We start from the raw sequence: 18,248 nt of genomic DNA on the forward strand, positions 1-18,248 counted from the left end.
GGTGGCGCCCGGCCTTCCGTCGCGTTCGACGCCAAGAGGGCCCGGTCGAATAGACCGGGCCCTCTTGGCGTTTTCGATTCCTAGCGGGCGCGCCGCGCGAGCCGCTCCGGGTCGAGGATCAACACGCTCTTGCCCTCGAGCCGCAGCCAACCGCGGTGGGCGAAGTCCGCGAGCGCCTTGTTGACGGTCTCGCGGGAAGCACCCACGTACTGGGCGATCTCCTCCTGCGTCAGGTCGTGCGTGACCCGCAGCAGGCCCGCCTCCTGGCTGCCGAAGCGCTGCGCGAGCTGCAGCAGCGCCTTGGCCACCCGGCCGGGCACATCGGTGAAGATCAGGTCCGCCAGCATGCCGTTCGTCCGCCGCAACCGGCGCGCGATCACGCGGAGCAACTGCTCGGCGATCTCCGGGCGGGTCGCGATCCACTGCCGCAGCGCGGGCCGGTCCATGGTCACCGCGCGGACCTCGGTGACCGTGGTCGCGGTCGAGGTGCGCGGGCCCGGGTCGAAGATCGACAGCTCGCCGAACATGTCCGAGGGGCCGAAGATCCCGAGCAGGTTCTCCCGCCCGTCCGGGGACTTGCGGCCGAGTTTCACCTTGCCGGACTGGATGATGTACAGCCGGTCACCGGGCTCGCCCTCGGCGAAGATCACGTGCCCGCGCGGGAACTCCACGGCCTCGAGCGTCTGAGCGAGCGCTTCCGCCGCGGCCGGCTCGACCCCTTGGAAGATGCCCGCACGGGCCAGGGTCTCATCCACCTCGGTCCTCCTGTTTCCACCCGGCGGACGCGTTGGCCGCGCCGCCGATCACTACATACAGTGTAGGGCGTGAGCTGAAAAAGCCTCAGCGGCTCGCCGTCAGTCCGGTGTGGAATGACCGGCGAGTAGGTTCCCGCCGCCCCAGCCGCACGACCCTATCGCCTAGTCGCGGCCCCGGCGACCGCGCTTGGCCGCGCGACCGCCCAGCCTGCGCAGGCGGAACAGCTCCAGCGCCCGGCCGATACCGTGGCCGTAGAGCGCGCGGACCTCGTCCGGGCGCGCCGACTCCAGGAACTCCTCGACGTCGGTCTCCTGGACCGCGACGTGCCGGAGCCGGGCTTCCACGCGCTCCATGAACAGCGCGAAGAACATGATGACCAGTGGTACCGCGAACACGAACCAGACAGCCATGGTGTCGCCGATCCTCGCTACTCGTCCTCGCCGACCCGGACCCGCCTCCGGTCCCGGTTGTCGATGTCAGCATGGTTGACGTCTGGGGCACATTTCGGGTTGTCCGACGGCCCGTAGGCTATCGAGGTGCCTCCGACCACCCGACGCCCGCCCCAGGCAGCCGCGGACAGCGGGACCAGTCTCGCCCTGACCCGGCGGGTGCGCAGGATGACGCGCGCGCTCGCCGAGGGCTACCCGGACGCGCACTGCGAGCTGGACTTCACCACCCCGCTCGAGCTGGCCGTCGCCACGATCCTCTCGGCCCAGTGCACCGACGTCCGGGTCAACCTGACCACCCCGGCGCTGTTCGCGAAGTACCGCACGGCCGCCGACTACGCCGGTGCCGACCGCGCCGAGCTGGAGGAGATGATCCGGCCGACCGGCTTCTACCGGAACAAGACCTCCTCGCTCATCGGCCTGGGGTCCGCGCTGGTCGAGGACTTCGGCGGGGAGCTGCCCGGCAAGCTCGACCAGCTGGTGAAGCTGCCCGGTATCGGGCGCAAGACCGCCAACGTCATCCTCGGCAACGCCTTCGGCGTCCCCGGGATCACCGTGGACACCCACTTCGGCAGGCTCGTGCGGCGCTGGGGGTGGACCGCGGAGGAGGACCCGGTCAAGGTCGAGCACGCGATCGGCGCCCTGGTCCCGCGCAAGGACTGGACGATGCTCTCGCACTGGGTGATCTTCCACGGCCGCCGCGTCTGCCACGCCCGCAAGCCCGCCTGCGGCGCCTGCCTGCTCTACCGCGACTGCCCGTCCTTCGGGGCCGGGCCGACCGAGCCGGAACAGGCGGCCAAGCTGGTCAAGGGCGAGGAGGCGCCGCACCTGCTCGCGCTCGCCGAGCAGACCCGCGAGGGCTACCGACCGGGGAAGCCGACCGCGTGAACCCACGCCTGCGCTGGGCGCTCGTCGCGGTGATCCTGCTGGTCGCGGGCGTGGTCGCGGTGTGGCCGCGCGGGTCGGACCCGCAACCCCAGGCCGTCCAGCCCGAGCCGGACGTGACCGCCGCCCGGACGGCTGCGGCGTTGCAGCCGTGCGCGGCGGGCACCGGTCCGGTGGCGGCCCTGGCGGACGTGCGGGCGGAGTGCCTGGCCGACGGTTCGGTGGTCGGGGTGGGCAACGCGCTGGGGGGCAAGGCCGTCCTGGTCAACGTGTGGGCGACGTGGTGCCTGCCGTGCCGCGACGAGCTCCCGCTGCTCGCGGAGTACGCGGCCGGGCCGGGGGCGGTCCCGGTCGTCGGGGTCGCGGTCAAGAGCCCGACGAAGGACGCCCTGGAGCTGCTGACCGCGCTGGGCGTGCGGTTCCCGAACCTGCTCGACCGGGACGAGTCGGTGGAGCGGGGGTTGCGGGTGCCGCCCGCGCTGCCCGCGTCGTACCTGGTCAAGGACGGTGTGCTGACGATGGTGGCGCAGCCGCGGTTGTTCCACAGCGTCGAGGAGATCCGATCGACCGTGGACCGCTACCTCGGAGGGGGCCGATGAGCACGCACGGACCGCTGGTGGACCCGGAGACGGTGCCGGAGTGGCTGCGGCCGCTGGTCGCGGCCACCGCGGACCTCGACCTGAGCCTGTGGCGGCGGTTCGCCGCGGCCGGTCCGGGTTCGCGCGAGGCAGCGGTGCTGATCCTGCTTGGCGAGGATCCCGACCACGGCCCCGACCTGCTCTTCCAGCTGCGGGCGGACACCGGCGGCAGCCACTCCGGCCAGGTGGCGTTTCCCGGAGGGGGCACCGAGCCGGAGGACGACGGCCCGGTGGCCACCGCGGTTCGCGAAGCGGTGGAGGAGACCGGGGTCGATCCGACGGGTGTGCGCCCGGTGGCGTTGCTACCGAGGTTGCACGTCCCGGTGTCCGGTTTCGATGTCGCGCCCGTCTTGGCGCACTGGGTCACCCCTAGCCCTGTCCGAGCCGTTAGCGCTACCGAGACGCAGGCGGTCGCACGGATCCCCCTGTCACACCTTGCCGATCCCGCCAACCGGTTCCGCGTCAGTCATCCCGGTGGTTACGTCGGGCCTGCCTTCGCGGCACCGGGCATGCTCATCTGGGGCTTCACGGCCGGGCTGCTGACCATGGTGCTCGCCGTGGGCGGCTGGGAACGGCCGTGGGACACCGCCGATGTGCGCGACCTTGACGTAGCGTGGCGCTCCATCGGCTCGCGAGGCGCGGAGGTCTAGGGCGTGAACTGGGTGGACGTGCTGGTCGTCGCGCTCGCGGTGCTGGCGGCGGTCTCGGGGGCGCGCCAGGGCGTGATCACGGCGCTACCCGCGTTCATCGGCGTCCTGCTCGGCGCGGTGGCCGGGATCAAGATCGCGCCGCTGGTCGTGGAGCAGATCAGCTCGACGCCGACCAGGGTGGCCTTCGCGGTGGCCATCTTCGTGCTGCTGGTCGCGCTGGGCGAGACCCTCGGCGTGTGGATTGGCCGGACCATCCGGCAGAAGATCTCCTCGCCGAAGCTGGCCGGGGTGGACAGCGCGCTGGGCGCGATCGTGCAGGGCGCGGTCGTGTTCGTGGTGTCCTGGCTCATCGCGCTGCCGCTGACCAGCGTGGGCGGGCTGCCCGGGCTGGCCTCGGCGATCAACAACTCGGCGGTGCTCGGCGGCGTCAACGACGTCATGCCGCAGGCCGCCCGGGGGCTCCCCAACGAGCTGCGCGAGCTGCTGGACGTCTCCGGCTTCCCGGCCGCGGTCGACCCGTTCAACCGGACCCCGACCAAGGAGGTCCCGCCGCCGGACCCGGCCCTGCAGGGCAGCGCGGTCGTGCGGCGGGTGGAGCCCGCCGTGCTCAAGGTCAACGCCGAGGCGCGCTCGTGCGGTCGGGAGCTGGAGGGCAGCGGGTTCGTCATCGCGCCGCAGCGGGTGATGACCAACGCGCACGTGGTCGCCGGGACCGACACGGTCGCGGTCGAGGTCGGCACCAGCACGCTGCGGGCCCAGGTCGTGCTCTACGACCCGGAGACCGACATCGCGATCCTCGACGTGCCCGGCCTCAAGATCCAGCCGCTGCCGTTCGCGCCGGGCGACGCGGTCAGCGGCCAGGACGGGATCGTGTTGGGCTACCCGCTCGACGGTCCTTTCCGCGCCTCCCCCGCGCGCGTGCGTGACCGGATCCCCTTGCGCGGTCCGGACATCTACGACGCGAACACCGTCAACCGCGACGTCTTCACCTTGCGCGCCGAGGTGCTCAGCGGCAACTCCGGTGGGCCGTTGGTGAACACCGAGGGCGAGGTCATCGGGGTCGTGTTCGGCGCGGCCGTGGACAACTCCGAGACCGGCTTCGCGCTGACGGCGGCGGAGGTGCGCGAAGAGGTCGGCCGCGCGCCCTCGTTGACCAAGTCCGTGGGCACCGGTCGTTGCGCGAACTGAGCGTCAGCCCTTGATGAACGCGGTGATCAGCGCGTTCGTGGCCGCTGGTGCCTCTTCCTGTGGGAAGTGCCCGACCCGCGCTAGTTCGTGCTTCTCGTTGACGCCGCCGATCCAGGGCGCGGACGCTTCGCGCGTGCGGGGGAGCATGCACGGGTCGTCAGCGCCGTAGAGCTGCAAGACCGGCACGTCCACCTTCCGCGCGAGGGCCTCGCTGAACCGCCTACCTTCGCTGCGCAACTGCGAGCGGAGGGCCCAGCGGTAGTACTCAAGAGCGCTGTGCGCGGTACCCGGGACGAGCAGGGCGGCGCGGTAGCGCTCGGCGGCGTCACCGAGTTCGCGCCAAGACTGACCGGACCACGAGCGCAGCCTGGCCTCCACGACAGCGGCGTTGTCACGGGTGAGCTGCCGCTCGGGGAGCATCGGGAGCTGCGCGTGGAAGAGGTGGCCGAGAGCGCGCGCTTGATTGCGCGGTGGGCGCCTAAGAGCCGTGCGGCGGATCTGTCCGCGCAGGGCGAGAGGGTGCGGCGCCGACAGTGCGCTTACCGAGTGGACGACGCGCGGGTGCAGCGCCGCCACGGTCCACGCGAGCAAACCGCCCCAGCCGTGGCCGACCAGGTGCGCCCGGGGCTCGCCCAGTGACTTGACCAAACCGGCGACGTCGCCCGCGAGGGTCCAGCCGTCGTAGCCGCGGGGTGGCTTGTCCGAGTCGCCGTAGCCGCGCAGGTCGACCGCCACCGCGCGGAACCCGGCGTCGCCCAGCGCGGTGAGCTGGTGCCGCCAGGTCCACCAGAACCCGGAGAAGCCGTGCAGCAGCAGCACCAGCGGACCCTCGCCGGTCTCGGCCACGTGCAGCCGGATGCCGTTGGCGTGCACGTCCCGGTGTGCCCACGGACCGTCGACGCGGACGCTCGATGGCGCGGGCGGGGGCATGGCCGGCGTCAGGACTTGTGTTCGCCGCGGTGGGTCAGCGCGGCCGCGGTGTCCTTCACGGTGCTGATCGTGCGTTCCGGCGCGCGGATGGCCCTGAGCTTGCGGTAGCCGAGCAGGGCGAACAGCACCGCCACGACCAGCATGAAGACGAACACCGCGCCGAAGGCGATGGACCGGTACAGGCCGAAGTCGGCCAGCATCTCGGCGAGGGCGAAGAACAGGAAGAACGAGCTGTAGAGCAGCACGACCAGGGCGACGATGAAGAAGATGCTGCCCTTGACGCCCTTCTTGATCTCCCCGGTGACCTCGGACTTGGCCAGCTCGACCTCGGCCCTGACCAACGTGGACAGGTGGGTCGTGGCGTCCTTGACCAGGGTTCCGATGGACTGGTCTCCCGCCGCCGCGAGGGCGCGGTCGTCAGCAAGGGGGATCGAGGGGACTTGCGGCAGCCCCGAACCGTCTGCGTTTCCGTGCGCGCTGGTCACCTGCGTCATCGTGCCATGCTCGCCTGCCGGAGGCCGTGCGGGCGGCACAGTCCGCGTTTCGCGCTCGTCGCGGCTCAGTCGCCCGCGCGCGCCCGGCTCCGCTTGATCAGCAACGCCGCGGCCAGCAGCGCGGCCACCGCGGAGGCGACCAGCACCGCGGCCTTGGCCAGCTCGGCGTCGGCCTCGTCCAGGGCAAGATCAGCGATCAAGAGGCTGACCGTGAAGCCGACGCCGCCGAGCATCGAGACGGCGAAGAGGTCCCGTTTGCCCATCCCGGGCGGTAGGACTGCCAGCTTCAGCTTGACCGCGGCGAGCGAGGCGCCGGTGATGCCGACGAGCTTGCCCACCACCAAGCCGATGATCACCGCCAGCGCCATCCGGTCCTCGACCAGCTTGCCCAGCGCCTCGCCGTTGACCGGCACGCCCGCGGCGAAGAAGGCGAACACCGGCACGGCGACGCCCGCGGACCAAGGCTGGAGGCGGTGTTCAAGACGCAGTGCGGGTGCCTCCCGTTCGTACGGGTCCTTCTTGACCCGCGTCAACAGGGCGAGGGACACCCCCGCGATGGTCGCGTGGATGCCGGAGGAGTGCACCGCCACCCACACCGCTATCGCCAACGGGACATAGATCCACGGCGATGTGATCCTCTTTCGTTGCAGGTACCAGTAGAGGGCCAAGAGGATCAGGGCAGCGCCGAACGCGACTAGATCGATCGTGCTGGTGAAGAGGATGGCGATGAGCAAGATGGCGCCGAGGTCGTCCACCACCGCGAGGCTGAGCAGGAACACCCTGGCGCTGCTGGGCATACCGGAACCGGTTATCGCGAGCACGCCCAACGCGAACGCGATGTCGGTAGCGACTGGGATCGGCCACACGTCCCCCGCGCGCGGATCACCCGCCGCGACTGAAAAGGCGATGACCGCCGGGACGACCATCCCCCCGAGCGCGGCGATCACCGGCAGCAGGGCGGCCTTGAAGCTCGCCAGCTCGCCCAAGACCAGTTCGCGCTTGAGCTCCAGGCCCGCGACGAAGAAGAAGATCGCCAGCAACCCGTCCTTGGCCCAGTCGCCGACGGTCAGGTCGAGGTGCAGCAAGTGCGGCCCGAGCCGGGCGTCGCGGACTGATTCGTACACGCCGGACAGCGGCGAGTTGGCCGCCAGCAGCGCGAGCGCGGTCGCGGCGAGCAACACCATCCCGCCGACGGTCTCGGTGCGCAGGAACCGCGCGAACTCGGTGAGCGCCCGGGGGGTGGTGGGGCGACGGCGGTGTGACAAGGATTACTCCTGGGTAGGCCGACAACGTTGCCGACCAGACTTCCCGGCGCACCTCCGCGCAACCCTAACGCACCGAGGTCACCCGACCGTGACGCCGAAGAGCACGCCGACGAAGTACGTGACCACCATCGCGAGGGCGCCGACCAGCACGTTCCGCACGACCGCGCGTCGGGCCGGGGCGCCGCCGAGCCGTGCGCTGACCGCGCCGGTGAGCACCAGGCCCGCCAGGACGGCGACCACGCACGTCCACACCCGGGCGTTCACCGGCGGCAGTGCGATGGCGACCAGCGGGATCAGCGCGCCGAAGGCGAACGAGACGAACGACGCCCACGCGGCCTGCCACGGGCTGGTCAGGTTGTCCGGGTCGATCCCGAGCTCGGCGTCGGCGTGCGCGTGCAGCGCGTCCTTCTCGGTCAGCTCGTGCGCGACCTGTTCGGCCAGGTCGGGGGACAGGCCCTTGTCCTGGTAGATGCCCGCGAGCTCGCGCTCCTCGGCCTCGGGCATCTCCCGCAGCTCGCGCTCCTCCTTGCGCAGCGCGGCCCGCTCGGTGTCGCGCTGGGTGCTCACCGAGACGTACTCGCCCCCGGCCATCGACAGCGCGCCCGCGACCAGCCCGGCCACCCCGGCGGCGAGGATCGCGGTGCGCTCGGCGGTGGCACCGGCGACGCCGACGACCAGGCCCGCGGTCGAGATGATGCCGTCGTTGGCGCCCAGCACCCCGGCCCGCAGCCAGTTGAGCTTGCCGGACAGGTCGTCGTGGTGGGGCTCGCCTGAGTGCGTCCCCGGGATGTCGCGTTCGGTGTCCACCCGCGCATTTTGCGCTCAACCGGGGTGGTCGCACCAAGACCGCTGGTCGTGATGACCGAAGATGGTGGTGTGGACGAACGACCGATGAGCACGTGGCGGGCCATCACACTGATGTTCCGGGTCCCCCGGCGCGGGCGGGGCTTCTGGTTCAGCCTGGCCATCGACCTGATCTGGCCGCTGCTGGCGGTCTTCACCCGGCTGCGGTTCCGCGGCACGCTCCCCAAGGACCGGGGGGTGCTGCTCGCGTCCAACCACCTGTCCTTCGCCGACCCGGTGACGGTGACCGCGTTCACCCTGGCCGCCGGTCGCATCCCGCGCTACCTGGCCAAGGCGTCGCTCTGGCGCACGCCGGTGGTCGGCAAGGTCCTCAAGGGCGGTGGGCACATCCCGGTAGAGCGCAACACCGCGCAGGCGCGTGACGCCTACCTGGGCGCGGTCAGGGCGGTCCAGAAGGGGGAGTGCGTGATGTTCTTCCCGGAGGCCGGGTTCTCCGACGACGGCGATCACTGGCCGTCGCGGCGGGTCAAGAACGGTGTGGCGCGGGTAGCGCTAGAGACCGGTGCGCCGGTGATCCCGGTGGTCAACTGGGGTACGCACCTGCTGCTGCCCGCTACGGCGAAGTTCCCCCGCCTACTCCCGCGCAAGACGGTCGACATCGTCGCGGGAGAGCCGGTAGACCTATCCGACCTCGCTGGCACTGACCGCGCCTCTATCGAAGAGGCGACCAAACGGATCATGCACGCCGTCACCGAGCTGTTGGCGACCCTCCGCGGCGAAGAGCCCCCCGCCCGGTAGGGGCGGGAGGCTCTTCCGCGTGCTCAGTCCTCGCTGGTCGTGTTGCTCTTCAGACCGCTGCTGATGAGGTCCATCACCGCCGAGTCGGCGAGGGTGGTGGTGTCACCCACGTCGCGGTTCTCGGCGACGTCGCGCAGCAGCCTGCGCATGATCTTGCCGCTGCGGGTCTTCGGCAGCTCGTTCACCACGAGGACCTGCCGCGGCTTGGCGATCGGGCCGATCTCCGCGGCGACGTGGTCGCGCAGCGTCTTCACCGTGTCCGGGGTGGCCTTCGCCGACCCGCGCAGGATGACGAACGCCACGATGCCCTGCCCGGTGGTCGCGTCGGTGGCGCCGACGACCGCGGCCTCGGCCACCGTCGGGTGCGACACCAGCGCCGACTCCACCTCGGTGGTGGAGATCCGGTGGCCGGAGACGTTCATGACGTCGTCTACCCGGCCGAGCAGCCAGATGTCGCCGTCGGCGTCGTACTTGGCGCCGTCGCCCGCGAAGTAGTAGCCCAGGTCGGCGAACCGGGACCAGTACGTGTCGCGGTAGCGCTCGTCGTCGCCCCAGATGCCGCGCAGCATCGACGGCCACGGCTGGTCGAGCACCAGGTAGCCGCCGCCCCCGGCGGGCACCTCGACGCCCTGGTCGTCGACCACCTTGGCCGAGATACCGGGCAGCGGGCGCTGCGCCGAGCCGGGCTTGGTGTGCGTCACGCCGGGCAGCGGGCTGATCATGATGGCGCCGGTCTCGGTCTGCCACCAGGTGTCCACGATCGGCGCCTTGTTCGCGCCGATGTGCTCCCGGTACCAGATCCAGGCCTCGGGGTTGATCGGCTCGCCGACGCTGCCCAGGACCCGCAGGCTGGACAGGTCGTAGCCGGCCGGGATGTCCGCGCCCCACTTCATGAAGGTGCGGATCAGCGTGGGCGCGGTGTAGTAGATCGACACCCGGTGCTGCTGGATGATCTCCCAGTGCCGCCCCTCGTGCGGGGTGTTCGGCGTGCCCTCGTAGACGACCTGGGTGGCGCCGTTGGACAGCGGCCCGTAGACGATGTACGAGTGCCCGGTGATCCAGCCGATGTCGGCGGTGCACCAGTAGACGTCGGTCTCCGGCTTGAGGTCGAAGACGGCGTGGTGGGTGTAGGAGGCCTGGGTGAGGTACCCGCCGGAGGTGTGCAGGATGCCCTTCGGGTTACCCGTGGTGCCGCTCGTGTAAAGGATGAACAGCGGGTGCTCGGCGTCGAACGCCTCGGCGGTGTGCGTCTCGGGCTGGCGGTCGACCAGCTCGTGCCACCACACGTCGCGGCCCTCGGTCCAGCCCACCTCGCCGCCGGTGCGGCGCACGACCAGCACGTGCTCGATGGACGGCGTGTGCGCCGTGGCCTCGTCGGTGTTGTCCTTCATCGGCGCGGGCGCGCCGCGGCGGTACTGGCCGTCGGAGGTGATCAGCAGGCGGGCCTGCGCGTCGTCGATGCGCGAGCGCAGCGCCGTCGAGGAGAACCCGCCGAACACCACGCTGTGCACCAGGCCCAGCCGGGCGCAGGCGAGCATCGAGTAGATGGCCTCGGGGACCATCGGCAGCTGGATGGCCACCCGGTCGCCCGGGTTCAGGCCCAGCTCGGTGAGCGCGTTGGCGGTCTTGCTCACCTCGCGGAGCAGGTCGGCGTAGGTGATGGTCCGGGAGTCGCCGGGCTCACCGACCCAGTGGATGGCGACCCGCTCGCCCAGTCCCGCCTCGACGTGACGGTCCACACAGTTGACCGCGACGTTGAGCTTGCCGCCGACGAACCACTTCGCGAACGGCGCGTCGTCCCAGTCGAGCACGCGCTCCCAGCGGGTGTCCCAGCTCAGCCGCTCCGCCTGCTCGGCCCAGAACGCCTCCCGGTCCGCGCTGCCGCTCTCGTACGCCCCCGCCCCCACGTTCGCCCCGCTGGTGAACTCGTCGGACGGCGCGAAAACCCTACTCTCCGTCGACAAGTTGTCCAGCGTGGGGCTCTGACCGGACTGCTCGGCCATGGGCCTGACCTCCTCGGTGAATATCCGGCTTTCTCGGCGGGCGCGGCCGGCTGTCGGTGAGGAATCTAGTGCGATCCCGCGCCACCCGACAGTCCGACACCGCATAGGTATAGACCAGTAGCGCCCGTCTTGAGGTTCGTCCGATCGGGGGGCATCTGCTCCGTTCGGCTGTCCTCATCCGAATCTGCGGAAAGTAGCCTGGTGGAGACGTACCGTGGTCGACGGGTGAACCGGGTGGGATCAGCCGAAAGCGCGTGGGGGGACGATGGGGCGTGGGGGAGGGGACTCACCAACGGCGGGTCGGCGGGCGCGTGCCCTGTGGACCGCCGCGGGGGTCGAGGGTGGCGTTGACCACGTTCCCGACCAGTGGCGGCGGGTAGCCCGCCGCGGCGTCGGCGTGGTGCCGGAACGGGCCCTGGAAGCCGTCGAATTCCGTTCGCTCGCCGCATTGCCGGGATTCGCGTCGAGCGCCCGTCCGGCGGCAAGAAATGGTTCCGTTGCCGCTGCGGGAATACTCCTTACGGCCCGCCGAGGTCGTGCGGTTGCCACATTCCCGTTGGTCGTCCGCTCAACGGGTGCGCTCGATGGGCGCTTCACCGCCCCGGCGGGCGAGCCCGCCGTTCCACGTTGGACGATCGGCCACCGGTCCGCGGTCCGGTTCGATCTTGTGTCAGGCGTCGGTCAGTTCTTCGGCACCGATTCGGCGCGGCGGCCGCTGCCCACCCGCCGGGGTGTGTCGATCTCCTCGGCTGCTCGCTCACACCCCGTGCGCGCGGCATTCCGGGCTGTTCTCACCGGATCCGGTGCCGCCCACCGGATCCCGGCTCGATCGACCACTGTGGAGTGCTCGCCCGCCGCGGCCACCGGCCGTGTGACGGGCTCGTCCCGGGCCGGTTCGGCAACCGGTCGGGGCGTGTTCGCGCTGGTGGACGCCCTGCGCGCCGCGCCATCGGGTCCCGCCGCGCCGACCATCGCACCGACCGGTGTGGTCGGGACCATAGGCTGCGCGAGAACGGGCGCACGCCGGCATCAGGGGAGGTCGGCGGTACCGAGGGAGGCGGTGGCATGACTCAGGATCAGTACTCGCGGTTGCGCATCGTGGCTTCCTCCTCGACGGTGCGGACTGCTGGAACGACAACAGGCGCAATGGCCCCGGCCATTCGGCTCAGTACTCGCGGTTCCGCACGGTATTACCTCCCTCTCGGGTCCGGGGGGACCGGACGTGCCTCGCCCGCCGCGAGGCACATTCAGTGTCCCGTCTGTCGCAAAGGGGGACAATGCCCAGTCTGACAAGTCCCCGACATCTCCGCCTGGCCGGTATACCCCTACCGCGCCGGATAGCGGATCTTGATCTTTTCGCGCACACGACCCGGTCCGGCTTCCTGTGGATCGTCGCATCCGAGGTCGGGATCTTCGTCTGGGCGGTGGCGGGCACCGTCACCGGTGGCTGGCCGGACTCGCTGTCGCTGCGGCTGTTCGCCCTGCTGACCGGGTTCGCGATCCTCCACATGGAGGCGACCCGGCCCGCCGAGGAACGCCGCCGCGCGGCCCACCTCTCCGGCGAGCACATCGACCACACTGGTGTGTGGACCTGCGCGGGGGCGTTCGTGCTGCCGATCCCGCTGGTGGTCGCGCTGGTCCTCATCATCCGCCTCCGCAGGTATTTCATCGCTCGCAAACCGCCTGGTCGGTATGTTTTCACGACATTCGCGATCACGTCGTCGGCCCTGGCCGCGCAAGCCCTGGCCACCGCGACCCCGGTGCACAACTGGATCCGCGGCACCCCGGTCCAGTCCGACCAGGTGCTCAGCGCGGCGCTCGCCGTGGCGGCCACCTTCGCGATCTACTACGCCGCGCAGACCGTCGTCATCGGCGTCGCGCGCGGCCTGCGCGGCGACTGGTCGTGGATCTCGATCCTGGGCAACCGCAAGGAGAACGTCGACCTGGCCATCACGCTCTGCCTCGGCCTGATCGCGGCGTGGGGCGCCGGTGTCGCCTACGGACTGCTGCTGGCGGCGCTCTCGGTGGTCGTGGTCGGCTACACCCGGCACACCCAGCGGATCGAGCAGCTGGAGCAGGAACGCGACCGGCTCGAGGTCGACGCCCTGCACGACCCGCTGACCGGCCTGGCCAACCAGCGCGGGTTCAACCCCGCCGCGGCGCTGGCCCTGGTCGCCGACCAGGCGCGGCGGCGGCCGACGGCGGTGATGATGTTCGACCTGGACCGGTTCAAGCAGGTGAACTCCCGGCTGGGGCACCTGGGCGCCAACGAGGTGCTCAAGGCGCTCGCGGTCGTGCTGCGCGGCAGCGTCCGGCGCGACGACCTGGTCTGCCGCTGGGGTGGCGAGGAGTTCTCGGTGCTGCTGCCGAGCACCACCAGGGCCGACGCCTGGACCATCGCCGAGCGGATCCGGGCCGCCGTCGAGTCGATGACGGTCGAACTGACCAAAGCGGCCGGTGGCCGGACCGAGCTGGTGGGGGATTTCACCATCTCCGGCGGCATCGCACTGTCCCCAGAGCACGGCACGGACCTGGCCACCCTGCAGGAGTTCGCCGACCAGGCGCTGGCCAAGGCCAAGGACGGCGGCCGCAACCAGGTGCGGGTGAGCCCGTCGGTGCCACTGCCCGGCCCGCGGGCCGCGCGGGAGCGCACGCTCGACCCGAGCTAGCCGGCGCCTGGGCCGTCCGAAGTGGCTACTGACCGGTACCGGTAGCCTCGGCCCGTGACCGACGCCCTGGCCCCGTTGCTCGACCTGCCCGGTGTCACCGCCGCCGTGGCCGCCGCCCGCGAGTCGGTCGCCGAGGTCCACCGCCACCCCACCAACCGCCGCGGCTGGCCCGCCACCGCCGCCGAGGCGTCCGTGCGCGCGGCCCGGGCGTCCGCCGTGCTCGACGGCGGCGACCCGGAGATCCCCGCGGCGGGCGAGGTCAGCGACCCGGTGCTGGCGGGCGCCCTGCGCGTCGCCGAGGCGCTCGGCCCGCTGCTGCCGACCTGGGAGCGCGCGCCGATGCAGGCGTTGGCCAAGCTGCACCTGCTGGCCGCCGCCGACCTCACCGACACGCTCGGCAGGCCGCGTCCGGGGCTGGGTGTGACCAGCAGGCTCGACCTGCTGGCCGGACTGGTCGCGGGCGGCTCGAAGGCCCCGGGGCCGGTGCTCGCCGCGATCGTCCACGGTGAACTCCTCGCCCTCGCTCCCTTCGGGACGGCCGACGGCGTGGTCGCCCGGGCCGCGGCCCGGCTCACCTCGATCAGCACGGGCCTCGACCCCAAGGGGCTCGCCGTGCCGGAGGTGTCGTTCATGCGCCGCAAGGACTCTTACCGCGCCGCGGCGGAGGCGTTCGCGTCGGGCGAGCCCGACGGCGTGGGCGCGTGGATCATCTTCTGTTGCGAGGCAGTGGAAGCGGGCGCCCGTGAGGCCAAGAGCATCGCGGACGCCGCCACCGCGTAAGCGCTGTCCGGTAGGTCCGGCACGCGCTGTGCGCGTCCGCGCGGCCCCTGACCGCACGGACGGAAACCCGAGTACAACCAGGTTCGAGCGGCTTCCCGCCCGCGCGGCCAGGAGCCACGTGGCAGCCTTACCGGACAGCGCCTAAGAGATCGCGTGCGCGTTGAGCAGGCCGAGCGCGCGTCGCACGTGGCCGCTGGACTCGGACAGTGCCTTGGCCGCCTCGCGGATGTCCACACCGGACAAGAGGTGCACGAGTGCGACCTTGAGGTCGCCGTGCGCGGCCATCAGCGCCGCCGTGCACTCCTGCTGGCCCGACCCGGTGGCCTCGCGCAGTATCCGGAGACTGCGGCCGCGCAGCTTCGCGTTCGTCGCGCGCATGCTGACCATCAGGTTGGAGTACGTCCGGCCCATCTTCACCATGACCGCGGTGGAGAACCCGGTCAGCAGGATCTTCTGCGCCGTGCCCGCCTTCATCCTGGTCGAGCCCGAGATGGCCTCCGGGCCGGTGTCGACCGCGATCACCAGGTCGATCCCGGGGGCGCGGACGGCGTCGGGGTTGTTGGAGACCAGGGCCGTGGTGGCGCCGAGGTCGTGCGCCGCGGCCAGCGCGCCGAGCACGTAGGGCGTGCGGCCGGAGGCGGTCAGCCCGAGCACGAAGTCACCGGGGCGGGCGTCGCGGGTCATCTCCGCCGCACCCGCCCGCTCGTCGTCCTCGGCCCCCTCTGCCGCCTCGCGCAACGCCGCCGCCCCGCCCGCGTGGTGCACCAGGAACCAGTCGTCTGGGACGTTGTAGGTGGGAGCCAGCTCGGCCGCGTCCAGCGTGGCGAGCCTGCCCGAGGTACCCGCGCCGACGTAGTGCACGCGGTGGCCGGTGCGCAGCGCCTCCGTCGCGGCGTCCACCGCGCGGCTGAGCTGCGGCAGGGCCGCGGCGACCGCGCCGGGGACGAGCTGGTCCTCGGTGTTGATGGTGCGCAGGATGTCCAGGGTGGACATCTGGTCGATGTCCATGGTGCGCGGGTTTCGCCCCTCGGTGGGGGAGTCGACGTGCACCGACTGGCGTGGCACGGTCATCCCGGGAACCCCCTCCTCGGCGTGGCGGACCCGCGCACCCCGGTTCATTTCCCGGTCTCCCGGGGCTTGCGCCTGCCGTCGTGCCTGGTCTCCAGCCGGTGCGGACCGACCGCGTCGCGGGTCGAGTCCAGCGCCCGGATCGCCTGGTCGAGGTGCTGCTGGGCGACCCCGATGAACAGGCAGTCCACCACCGTGAGCTGGGCGATGCGGCTCGCCGTGGCGCCCGAGCGGAAGGTGGTCTCCCTGGCCGCGGTGGTGAGCACGAGGTCGGCCACCTCCGCGATCGGCGAGGTGGGGTAGTTCGTCAGCGCCACCGTGACGGCGCCATGCTCGCGCGCGGTGCGCAGCGCCTCGACGGTGTCCGCCGTGGCGCCGGTGTGCGAGATGCCGACCGCGACGTCGCCGGGGCTGAGCACCGCGGCGGAGGTCAGCATGATGTGCGTGTCGTTCCACGCGAAGCTGACCCGGCCGATGCGGTGCAGCTTCTGCTGCAGGTCGGCGGCGACGAACGCGCTGGCGCCCACGCCGTAGACGTCGACCCGGCCCGCGGTGGCCACGGCCGCGACGACCTTGGCCAGCACGTCGATGTCGAGCTGGTCGGCGGTCTCCTCGACGGCGCGCGCGTCGGCGAAGGTGACCTTGCCGACGACGGTCTTGAGGTCGTCGTCCGGCGAGATCTCACCGCCGAGGTCCCGGTCGGCCCGGGCCTCGGAGCGGGCCGTGTCGGCGGCAAGGGCGATCCGCAGCTCGGGGTAGCCCCCGACGCCGATCGCCTTGCAGAACCGGGTCACGGTCGTCTCACTGGTACCGGCGGCCTCGGCGACCTCGGTGATGCTGCGCCGCGCCACCGTGGACGGGCTCTCGAGCACGACCTTGGCGACCCGCTGCTCCGCACGGGCCAGGCCGGGCAAGAGCGAGCGAATGCGGACCAACGGGCTTGACTCGCTGTGTTCTGCTGTCATGTCACTCGCACTCACGTGGGAAACTTACTAACAGTCATGTGGTAGTACAAGGTGATCCGTGACATCCGGCAGCAACGCTACCCAAATGTGTCCGCGACCGCCGTCGCCCCTGGTGGGGGCTTGCCCACCGAATCGCTGGTCGGGCGCAGATTGTTAGCGTCTGAGCGTCAACGAGTTCTGAGCCGCCACCCGAGCGGACGTATCAAGTGGGGTTCTTTCTCACCGTTAAGCAGCGTTCGACTACCATCGGTTACGACGATCCCGTCGATCGAGATCCCCCTCCCGGTGTAGCGACTATCCGTGGAGAACCGCCAACGCAGGGTGATCTTGTCCGCGACCGGCGCAATCGTGTTGACGGTCCACCAACTACGGTGCCTCGAACCCGACAAAGCGGTCACTTCGCCCATGGGGGCACCTACGCCGCGCGCCCGGACCGGCACGCTCTGCCATGGGCCTCCGTCGGCGCTGGCCTCCATCACGAATTGGTCACCGCCGTCGGTGTCGACGAAGGCGTCGAAGCTGATCCGGAGCGGACGGGTGCCGGGGAGAGGGGGTGTGGTGAGGGTCGCAGTGGTGTCGTTGCCCGGCGCCGCGTACCAGAGGGCCCGGCCGTGCCTGGGTGGGACGGCCAGCGCTCTCGCGAGAGCGGTGGCCAGCGTCTCGCGGGCGGCGTTGATCGACCCCCAACCGCGCGACGGGTGGACGCGGTTCGTCAAGAGGATCGCGATAGACCTAGAGGACGGATCGAGCACGAGAGAGGTACCTGTGAATCCGGTGTGGCCCGCGGTGCGTGGACCGCCGAGCCCGCCCATGTACCAGCGCTGGTCCAGTTCGAAGCCGAGGCCGTGCGCGTTGCCGGGGAACGCGGCGTTGTAGTTGGTCAGCATCTTCTGCACGGTGTCCGGGCGTAAGACACGTTTCCCCGCGTAAGAGCCGCCGTTGAGGATGGCCTGTCCGAGCACGGCTAGGTCCGCCGCAGTAGAGAAGACGCCCGCGTGACCCGCGACGCCGCCGAGTGACCACGCGTTTTCGTCGTGCACCTGTCCATGGACCATCCCGCGCGGCGGCGCTACCTGGTACTCGGTAGCCGCTATCCGGCTCAGCTTGGCGGCTGGCGGGTTGTAGCCGGTGTCGACGAGGCCAAGAGGGCCGGTTACCCGGTCGGCCACGAACTGGTCCAGCGGCTTACCGCTGATCCGCTCGACCAGCACGCCGAGCGTGATCAGGTTGAGGTCGGAGTAGGTGTAGGCGGTACCCGGCCGGGTGACCGGGGTGCGGTCCATGACCGCCTTGACGCGCGCCGCCTTGTCCGGCCAGTCGCGCCAGAGGGGGATGAAGGGCTCGAGTCCGGAGGTGTGCGTCAGCAGCTGCCGGACGGTGACCGACTCCTTGCCGTTGACGCCGAACTCCGGCAGGTAGCGCACCGCGCGCTCGTCGACGGCGATCTTGCCGTCCTCGACCAGGCACATCACCGCCAGCGAGGTGAACAGCTTGCTGACCGACGCCACGTCGAAGATGGTGTCCACGCGCATGGGCACCTGCTCGGCGGCGGGCAATTCGGTGCCGTCGCCGTCGGCGTACCGCAGAGCGCCTCCAACGGCCTGGCGATCCACGACCACCCCGTCGTGCGCGAGCAGACTGACCGCTCCCGCGAAGAGGGGCCTACCGGTGCTCGGGTTTGCCCACTCGGCCAGTGCGGCGTCTGCCTCCCGGATCGGGTCTGGGTCGAGCCCCGCGGACTCGGGCGAGCCGTTGTGCAACCTCGTGGTCGGTGGGGCGAATCCGGGCATCGGCAGGTCGAAGCGACCGTGCGGCCTCACCTCGTGCGCCAAGGCCAGGGAACTGCCCGCGACTGTCGTCGCCACCGCGAGCAGCACGGCCGCCAACCGGACTCGTGCCCCCATGGCCC

Annotated in this window: 17 protein-coding genes; 7 read left to right on the plus strand and 10 right to left on the minus strand. The window is 71.2% G+C overall.

All coding sequences use genetic code 11. From position 1 onward, the window contains the following. Positions 1-80: 80 nt before the first annotated feature. Together QSK30_RS22520 and QSK30_RS22525 are read right to left on the minus strand one after the other, a co-directional pair. Positions 81-755, minus strand: a complete 675-nt coding sequence (locus tag QSK30_RS22520) for a Crp/Fnr family transcriptional regulator (protein WP_018683904.1) — start codon at positions 753-755, stop codon at positions 81-83. A 162-nt stretch (positions 756-917) separates the two neighbouring features. Next, positions 918-1,166 carry a hypothetical protein gene (locus QSK30_RS22525; RefSeq protein ID WP_285505570.1) on the minus strand — a complete coding sequence of 83 codons (249 nt, stop codon included), beginning with the start codon at positions 1,164-1,166 and terminating at the stop codon, positions 918-920. A 207-nt stretch (positions 1,167-1,373) separates the two neighbouring features. On the opposite strand from QSK30_RS22525, the gene nth reads away from it, so the two are divergent. Genes nth through QSK30_RS22545 form a run of 4 tightly spaced genes read left to right on the plus strand, consistent with a single transcriptional unit; the run spans position 1,374 to position 4,563 of the window. After that, a complete protein-coding gene (nth, locus tag QSK30_RS22530; RefSeq protein WP_285505604.1) occupies positions 1,374-2,090 on the plus strand; it encodes an endonuclease III in 717 nt (238 codons plus the stop codon). Next, positions 2,087-2,686 carry a TlpA disulfide reductase family protein gene (locus QSK30_RS22535; protein WP_285505572.1) on the plus strand — a complete coding sequence of 200 codons (600 nt, stop codon included), beginning with the start codon at positions 2,087-2,089 and terminating at the stop codon, positions 2,684-2,686. Before nth ends, QSK30_RS22535 begins: the two co-directional genes overlap by 4 nt. Continuing rightward, the gene (locus QSK30_RS22540; RefSeq protein WP_285505574.1) at positions 2,683-3,375 is read left to right on the plus strand and encodes an NUDIX hydrolase; all 693 of its coding nucleotides are present in this window, start codon (positions 2,683-2,685) and stop codon (positions 3,373-3,375) included. Before QSK30_RS22535 ends, QSK30_RS22540 begins: the two co-directional genes overlap by 4 nt. A gap of 3 nt (positions 3,376-3,378) precedes the next feature. Next, the gene (locus QSK30_RS22545; RefSeq protein ID WP_285505576.1) at positions 3,379-4,563 is read left to right on the plus strand and encodes a MarP family serine protease; all 1,185 of its coding nucleotides are present in this window, start codon (positions 3,379-3,381) and stop codon (positions 4,561-4,563) included. 3 nt (positions 4,564-4,566) lie between these two features. On the opposite strand, the gene QSK30_RS22550 is transcribed toward QSK30_RS22545, so the two are convergent. The 4 genes from QSK30_RS22550 to QSK30_RS22565 form a co-directional block, all read right to left on the minus strand. Further along, positions 4,567-5,493, minus strand: coding sequence for an alpha/beta fold hydrolase (locus tag QSK30_RS22550; protein ID WP_285505578.1), 927 nt, complete (start codon positions 5,491-5,493; stop codon positions 4,567-4,569). Between the two features lie 8 nt (positions 5,494-5,501). Then, positions 5,502-5,987: a phage holin family protein gene (locus QSK30_RS22555; protein ID WP_285505580.1), complete on the minus strand. Its 486-nt coding sequence runs from the start codon at positions 5,985-5,987 to the stop codon at positions 5,502-5,504. Positions 5,988-6,052: 65 nt separating this feature from the next. After that, the gene (gene nhaA, locus QSK30_RS22560; RefSeq protein WP_285505582.1) at positions 6,053-7,252 is read right to left on the minus strand and encodes a Na+/H+ antiporter NhaA; all 1,200 of its coding nucleotides are present in this window, start codon (positions 7,250-7,252) and stop codon (positions 6,053-6,055) included. Between the two features lie 78 nt (positions 7,253-7,330). Beyond that, a complete protein-coding gene (locus tag QSK30_RS22565; protein WP_285505584.1) occupies positions 7,331-8,059 on the minus strand; it encodes a VIT1/CCC1 transporter family protein in 729 nt (242 codons plus the stop codon). A gap of 84 nt (positions 8,060-8,143) precedes the next feature. Here QSK30_RS22565 and QSK30_RS22570 point away from each other — a divergent pair, with 84 nt between their 5' ends. Further along, a complete protein-coding gene (locus QSK30_RS22570) occupies positions 8,144-8,854 on the plus strand; it encodes a lysophospholipid acyltransferase family protein (protein ID WP_285505605.1) in 711 nt (236 codons plus the stop codon). A gap of 23 nt (positions 8,855-8,877) precedes the next feature. On the opposite strand, the gene acs is transcribed toward QSK30_RS22570, so the two are convergent. Continuing rightward, positions 8,878-10,857 (minus strand): acetate--CoA ligase, encoded by a 1,980-nt coding sequence (acs, locus tag QSK30_RS22575; RefSeq protein WP_285505585.1) that lies wholly within the window; start codon positions 10,855-10,857, stop codon positions 8,878-8,880. A 1,277-nt stretch (positions 10,858-12,134) separates the two neighbouring features. Between acs and QSK30_RS22580 the strand changes: the two genes are divergently transcribed. Both QSK30_RS22580 and QSK30_RS22585 read left to right on the plus strand, forming a co-directional pair. Continuing rightward, a complete protein-coding gene (locus tag QSK30_RS22580) occupies positions 12,135-13,526 on the plus strand; it encodes a GGDEF domain-containing protein (RefSeq protein WP_285505586.1) in 1,392 nt (463 codons plus the stop codon). A gap of 54 nt (positions 13,527-13,580) precedes the next feature. Continuing rightward, positions 13,581-14,306: a Fic family protein gene (locus tag QSK30_RS22585; protein ID WP_285505587.1), complete on the plus strand. Its 726-nt coding sequence runs from the start codon at positions 13,581-13,583 to the stop codon at positions 14,304-14,306. 141 nt (positions 14,307-14,447) lie between these two features. Here QSK30_RS22585 and QSK30_RS22590 read toward each other — a convergent pair whose 3' ends face one another. The 3 genes from QSK30_RS22590 to QSK30_RS22600 form a co-directional block, all read right to left on the minus strand. Next, positions 14,448-15,377, minus strand: coding sequence for an N-acetylmuramic acid 6-phosphate etherase (locus tag QSK30_RS22590; protein ID WP_285505588.1), 930 nt, complete (start codon positions 15,375-15,377; stop codon positions 14,448-14,450). A gap of 44 nt (positions 15,378-15,421) precedes the next feature. Continuing rightward, positions 15,422-16,339, minus strand: a complete 918-nt coding sequence (locus QSK30_RS22595) for a MurR/RpiR family transcriptional regulator (RefSeq protein ID WP_285505606.1) — start codon at positions 16,337-16,339, stop codon at positions 15,422-15,424. Positions 16,340-16,506: 167 nt separating this feature from the next. Then, positions 16,507-18,243: a serine hydrolase domain-containing protein gene (locus tag QSK30_RS22600; RefSeq protein WP_285505589.1), complete on the minus strand. Its 1,737-nt coding sequence runs from the start codon at positions 18,241-18,243 to the stop codon at positions 16,507-16,509. Positions 18,244-18,248 lie beyond the last annotated feature (5 nt).

It is taken from the genome of Actinokineospora sp. NBRC 105648 (assembly GCF_030269645.1).
In the GTDB taxonomy this organism is placed as follows: Bacteria; Actinomycetota; Actinomycetes; order Mycobacteriales; family Pseudonocardiaceae; genus Actinokineospora.